This is a genomic window from Burkholderia sp. Ac-20392 (genome assembly GCF_017104585.1).
In the GTDB taxonomy this organism is placed as follows: domain Bacteria; phylum Pseudomonadota; class Gammaproteobacteria; order Burkholderiales; family Burkholderiaceae; genus Burkholderia; species Burkholderia lata.
In genome coordinates this window covers 1-5,061 of record NZ_JAAGPB010000540.1, presented here as the reverse complement: position 1 = coordinate 5,061, position 5,061 = coordinate 1, and the positions used below count along the sequence as shown (strand labels likewise).

Sequence of the window (5,061 nt, the reverse complement as noted above, 5' to 3'; positions counted from 1 at the left end):
ACGTTGACCGGGCATTCCTGCGCCTGCTCGTCGAGGTTGATGGTCGCCGGAATGAAGCGTTCCCGCAGCCCGATCGCCGTGTTCAGCACTTCCATCGCGCCCGCCGTCGCGATCAGATGACCGTGCTGCGACTTGTTGGCGGTGACGGGCATCGCGGGCCGCGCCGGGAAGATCGCGCGGATCGCCTCCGATTCGTGCTTGTCGTTGAGGACCGTCGACGTGCCGTGCGCGTTCACATAGTCGATATCGGCCGGCGCGCATCCCGCATCGTCGAGCGCGCGCTGCATCGCGAGCCGCATTTCGAGCGACTGCAGGTGCGGGATGACGATGTGCTCGGCGGCCAGGCTCGCCCCATAGCCGGCCACGCGCGCGAGCGGCGTATCGCCCCGGGCGCGCACGGCCGATTCGCGCTCGAGCAGGAACAGCACCGCGCCTTCCGCGAGCACGAAGCCCGAGCGACGCACGTCGAACGGCCGCGAACGGTGCCGGGGATCGAGATTCAGGTCGGTCGAGATCACGTCGAGCGATTCGAGCCGCGCGAGATTGAGCGGATTGACCTTGCCGGACACGCCGCCGACGATGGCCGCATCGACCCGCCCCTGGCGCAGCGCGAGCATGCCCATCCCGATCGCCTGCAGCGATGCGGAGCACAGGCCCACGTGCGCGAGCGCGCAGCCGCTGAACGGAATGTGGCGATGAATCGCGCCGAACACGGAGGTCGCGTCGCCGCTCACGAATTCGCTCATGCGCATGTGCGACACCAGCACGCGGATCAGCGCGTCACGCGATTTGTCGCCGTTGACCTTGTCGACGAGTTCAAGCGCGCTCTGCACGTCGGTGGCCGGCACGTCGACGCCGACCAGGCAGCCGATGCGCTCCGGCGCGTAGTCGCGCACGACGAACGGCGCCTGCGCGAGCAGCCGCGCGGCAGCGAGATCGCCGTACAGTTGCTCGGTGCCGATCCGCCGCGCCGAAGGCCAGCGCACGCGCTCGTTGCCTTCGTCGGGCACGCCCGCGTGCTGGGTCGTGTAGGTCGAGCAGTCGAATTTCTCGATCCTGCGAATGCCGGAGCGGCCTTCGCGCAGCGCGGCATGCAGTTCGGCATAGCTGCCGCCGAGCGGCGTGACGGCGCCGAATGCGCTGATGACGATTCCATCCGATCGCGGTTTCATCGCCCCACCCCGCTCAGTTTGCGCACCAGGATCGCACCGAGGCCCGACGACACGCCGATGCCGTTGACCAGCACCGGCGCGCCGACCGGAATCGCCGGATCCGCGATCGCGAGGACCAGGTCGATCAGGTTGTTCGCCCGCCCCGTATAGCCGACATGCGGCTTGTACGCATGCGTGACGGCATTCGGCCATGCCTGCTGAACGGCGTTGCGCTCCGCCTTGCCCAGCGACGGCTCGCCGTTCTGGTACAGCACGACGTGCGGCACGCCGAGCGCGGCCTCGCCGGGAAAGCGGGCGAACAGCTTCGACCAGTCGGCGCTCGACACGGACGTGTCAGGCTTGTACAGCGAGTGAACGTCGAGCACCTGCGCGCAGGGCGCGCATCCGTCGCGCGGCGTGCGCTCGACGACGGCGCCGACGGCCCCGAACGCGGGAACGATGCCGACCGGGTGCGACGTCGTGCGCAACAGGCCCATCTTCTCGAACGCCGCGACGTTGTCGGCCGACGTCATGTCGCCGACGGCCGCGATGACTGCCCGGTCGATCGCGCCGCCCTCGATCTGCCGGTGCGCTTCCTCGAGCGCGCACAGGCTGGTCAGCGACATCCGCTGCAGCGGATAGCCTTCGCCGCGCAGCCCGAACAGTTTCGAGATCTGGTACAGCGCGTTGGTGGTCAGCAGGCGCAGCATGTCGAGCGGATTCAGGTCCGCCTTGACCTCGCCGAAGTAGCCGCAGCCGTCGAGGCCGTGGCGCGCGTGCAGCGGAGTGAGCACGGCCATCGTCGCGTCCTCGCCTTCGACACCCGTGAACACCGCGAACCGCTCGCGCTCCTCGTCCGTGTAGGGCCGGCCGGCCGATGCCGCGTCGAACGCCTCGGCGGCCACCTGCAACGCGAGACGCGAACTCGGGTTCAGCAGCGAACGATCCTCGCGCGCCATGCGCTGCACGAGCGGAAACGGCAGGTTGGCGCGCACGTAGTCGCCGGGCTTCGCGGCCGGCGCGAGCGGCGCGCGCGCGGCGAAGTCGACGTCCAGCAGCGACGCGGTGTCGGGAAAAGCGGCCGTCGCGATGCCGAGGCCGGTGATGTACGACATGGCAAGTCCCCATTCACGTGAGTCGAAAACCGGGCGGGCGCGCGATGCCGCGCCGCACGGTGCGGCGTTCCTGCGACGCGGGCGGAACGCCCGGGTCAGTTGAACTGCGCGATGCGGTGCTCGATGTAGTTCACCGAGAAGTGCTCGTAGAGATCCTGCAGGCTGCATTTCTCGTGGCCGTTCCAGCTCATCACGTCGCACACCTGCTGCCAGCCGGCGTCGGTCCACTCGGTGCCCGTGTGGCATTGCGGATCAAGCAGCATCCGGTTGAACGGCCACAGGTTTTCGAGGCTGATGCGGTTGTCCACCTTGTCCTTGAGCTCGTAGCACAGGTCGACGTAGTCGATCGAGCTCATGTTCAGCTCGCGGAACAGCGACGCGGTATCGGTCACCTGCTCGGGGCCGCTCAGATAGAGGATTTGCGCGACGATGTTCTTGATGTCTTCCTTCATGGTCCACTCTCCTTGAGTCACTGGGTCAGCCACTGATGTTTTCGCCATTGCCGAGATCGATGACGCTGCCGGTCGTTGCGAGCGAGCCGTTCGCGAGCAGCAGGACCGTGCGCGCGACCTGGTCGGGCTCGAGGATCTTCCGCATCGGAATCTGGCGATAGAACGCCGCCGCGTCCTGCGACGCGAGAAAGCGCTCGAACAGGTCGGAGCGCACGAACCCCGGCGCGACCGCGTTGACGCGCACGCCGAAGCGCGCCATCTCGAGCGCGAGCGTCTTCGTGAAACGCTCGATCCCCGCTTTCGACGCGCCGTATGCACCGTTGCCGGCCTTCGGCTTGCGCGCGGCGATCGACGAGACGTTGACGATCGCGCCGCGCCGGCGCGACTGCATCCCGTCGCCGAACGCATGGCAGAACGCCATCGTCGCGCCGAGGTTGATCCGCAACGCCTCCCAGTAGCGGGCGAACGGGCTGCCGATCAGCAGCGCGTCATCGTTGATGCCCGCGTTGTTCACGAGCACGTCGACGGCCGCTTCCGCGTTCACGTGGTCGGCGAACGCCTGCACGGCATCCCAGTCGCCGCCGTCGACCCGGAAAGCGCGCGCCGCACCGTCGTACGTGCGCTCCAGTGCCTCGGCCAGCTCGGGATTCGATCGGTAGGTGAAGTAGACGGTGTGGCCGTCGGCGATCAACGCGTCGACGATCGCGCGTCCGATGCCGCGGGTGCCGCCCGTGACGATGGCGAGCTTCGTCATGCGTCGTGCTCCCAGCTGAGGATGCCGTCCATCACGCCCTGGCCCTTCGCGTTGCGCAGCTCGACGTGCGCGGTGGTGCGCGGCCCGTCCTGCTGCAGGCGCCGCAGGCGCGCGGTCAGGCGTTCGCCCGGCCGTACCGGGCAGATGAAACTGACCTTACGGAGCGTGAGTGCCGGGGCCGGCCGGTTCGCCGCGATGCCGAGCGCGTCGAACAGCATCGCGATCGCCAGGCTGAGGCTGAACGAACCGGGCAGCACGGGAAACTGCTCGAAGTGCTCGTCGAAGAGCGGTGCGGTGTTCGCCACGTCGATCACGCCGAACTGTTCGCCGGTGATCATGGCCGCCGCCGTCGCGGTGGCCGGCATCATGGCCGTTCTCCCGGCGCGGCGAACGCGGGCACGCGGGCCGGCATCAGCGCGACGAACACGGTACCCGACGCGACGGCCGGATACATATTGGCATCGGCATTGCGCGCCGACACGTCGACCCGGTATCCGTCCCCGTGCTTCGCGACCGTGCCGGCCAGCGCCAGCCGCGGATAGCCGTCGACGCGGTGCAGCGTCAGCTCGCGCAACTGCGCCGGCACCATCAGCGCCGGCGCGCCGTGCATCGTGCGCGACGCCTTGACCGCGAACTGATGCAGCGCCTCGATGACGAGCAACGCCGGCTGTGCGCTCGACCAGTCGCGATATCGCCGCGGATCGGCATCGCCCGCGAAACGCGCGGGATCGGATGGATCCCGGAATACTCGACAAAGGGCAAGAAAGCCAGGCCGCGCCGTCTCGCTCCCCCTCTCAAACCTGGAGTCGCTCATTTTTATGCCTTGTTATGTCTATGTTTCGGCTTCTCGCACCCCGGTGACCGCTCTCACGTCGGCCGATGTCGTGCGGATCAAATGCTGATCGGCTGCGAGTGTATCGATTCGTCGCCGGAAGAAACGATCGTGCGACCAATTGCAGAAACGGGCGACGAACCGCGCATGGAGCCGATGGAATGCAACGCGGGGGGACAGTCGCCGGCGAGCCGCGACCCGCTCGCCGCGCCGGTGCGCGACAGCCTCCGCCGACGGCCGCCGTTCGTCGGGAAGGAATGCCGTTCGTCCGCGCGTTCCGCCGTTCGTCGCACTGCGTCATGCGGACGCGCGGTTGCCGCTAAGGTGGCGACATCGATCGAATACCTTGGGAGGTGTCCGTGTTGGCGGCCAGCTTGAGTCATGTCACGAAAACCTATGGAACCGGACCGCTCGCGGTCGCGGCGGCCGACGACGCGTCGCTCGAAATTCTCGCGAACCGCTTCACGGTACTGTCGGGACCGTCCGGCAGCGGCAAGACGACGTTGCTCAACCTGCTTGGCGGCATCGATCGCCCGACGCATGGCGCCATCACGGTCGCGGGCCAGCGAATCGACGCGATGCGCGAGAATGCGCTGGCCGATTTCCGCGCACGCCACGTCGGCTTCGTGTTCCAGTCGTTCAACCTGCTGCCCGTGTTCAGCGCGTTCGAGAACGTCGAATATCCGCTGACGCTGCTGGGCGTCGCCCGCGCGCGGCGACGCGAACGGGTGCTCGCGCTGCTCGACGCCGTCGGCAA

Annotated in this window: 7 protein-coding genes; 1 reads left to right on the top strand and 6 read right to left on the bottom strand. The window is 68.0% G+C overall.

Translation table 11 applies throughout. The annotated features are described in order from the left end of the window. The 6 genes from G3N99_RS34030 to G3N99_RS34005 form a co-directional block, all read right to left on the bottom strand. Positions 1 to 1,172 (bottom strand): beta-ketoacyl-[acyl-carrier-protein] synthase family protein (locus G3N99_RS34030; protein ID WP_206124562.1); only part of this gene is annotated, 1,172 nt, incomplete at its 3' end. Beyond that, positions 1,169 to 2,266 (bottom strand): beta-ketoacyl synthase N-terminal-like domain-containing protein, encoded by a 1,098-nt coding sequence (locus tag G3N99_RS34025; RefSeq protein WP_174947179.1) that lies wholly within the window; start codon positions 2,264 to 2,266, stop codon positions 1,169 to 1,171. The genes G3N99_RS34030 and G3N99_RS34025, both read right to left, overlap by 4 nt. A 95-nt stretch (positions 2,267 to 2,361) precedes the next feature. Beyond that, positions 2,362 to 2,718 carry an acyl carrier protein gene (locus G3N99_RS34020; RefSeq protein ID WP_206124561.1) on the bottom strand — a complete coding sequence of 119 codons (357 nt, stop codon included), beginning with the start codon at positions 2,716 to 2,718 and terminating at the stop codon, positions 2,362 to 2,364. 25 nt (positions 2,719 to 2,743) lie between these two features. After that, positions 2,744 to 3,472 (bottom strand): SDR family oxidoreductase, encoded by a 729-nt coding sequence (locus tag G3N99_RS34015; RefSeq protein ID WP_174943521.1) that lies wholly within the window; start codon positions 3,470 to 3,472, stop codon positions 2,744 to 2,746. After that, positions 3,469 to 3,840: a hotdog fold domain-containing protein gene (locus tag G3N99_RS34010; RefSeq protein ID WP_174943524.1), complete on the bottom strand. Its 372-nt coding sequence runs from the start codon at positions 3,838 to 3,840 to the stop codon at positions 3,469 to 3,471. Before G3N99_RS34010 ends, G3N99_RS34015 begins: the two co-directional genes overlap by 4 nt. Beyond that, positions 3,837 to 4,133: a hypothetical protein gene (locus tag G3N99_RS34005; RefSeq protein ID WP_241011997.1), complete on the bottom strand. Its 297-nt coding sequence runs from the start codon at positions 4,131 to 4,133 to the stop codon at positions 3,837 to 3,839. Before G3N99_RS34005 ends, G3N99_RS34010 begins: the two co-directional genes overlap by 4 nt. 533 nt (positions 4,134 to 4,666) lie before the next feature. Here G3N99_RS34005 and G3N99_RS34000 point away from each other — a divergent pair. Then, on the top strand, positions 4,667 to 5,061 hold a 395-nt coding region (locus tag G3N99_RS34000; protein ID WP_206124559.1), incomplete at its 3' end, for an ATP-binding cassette domain-containing protein.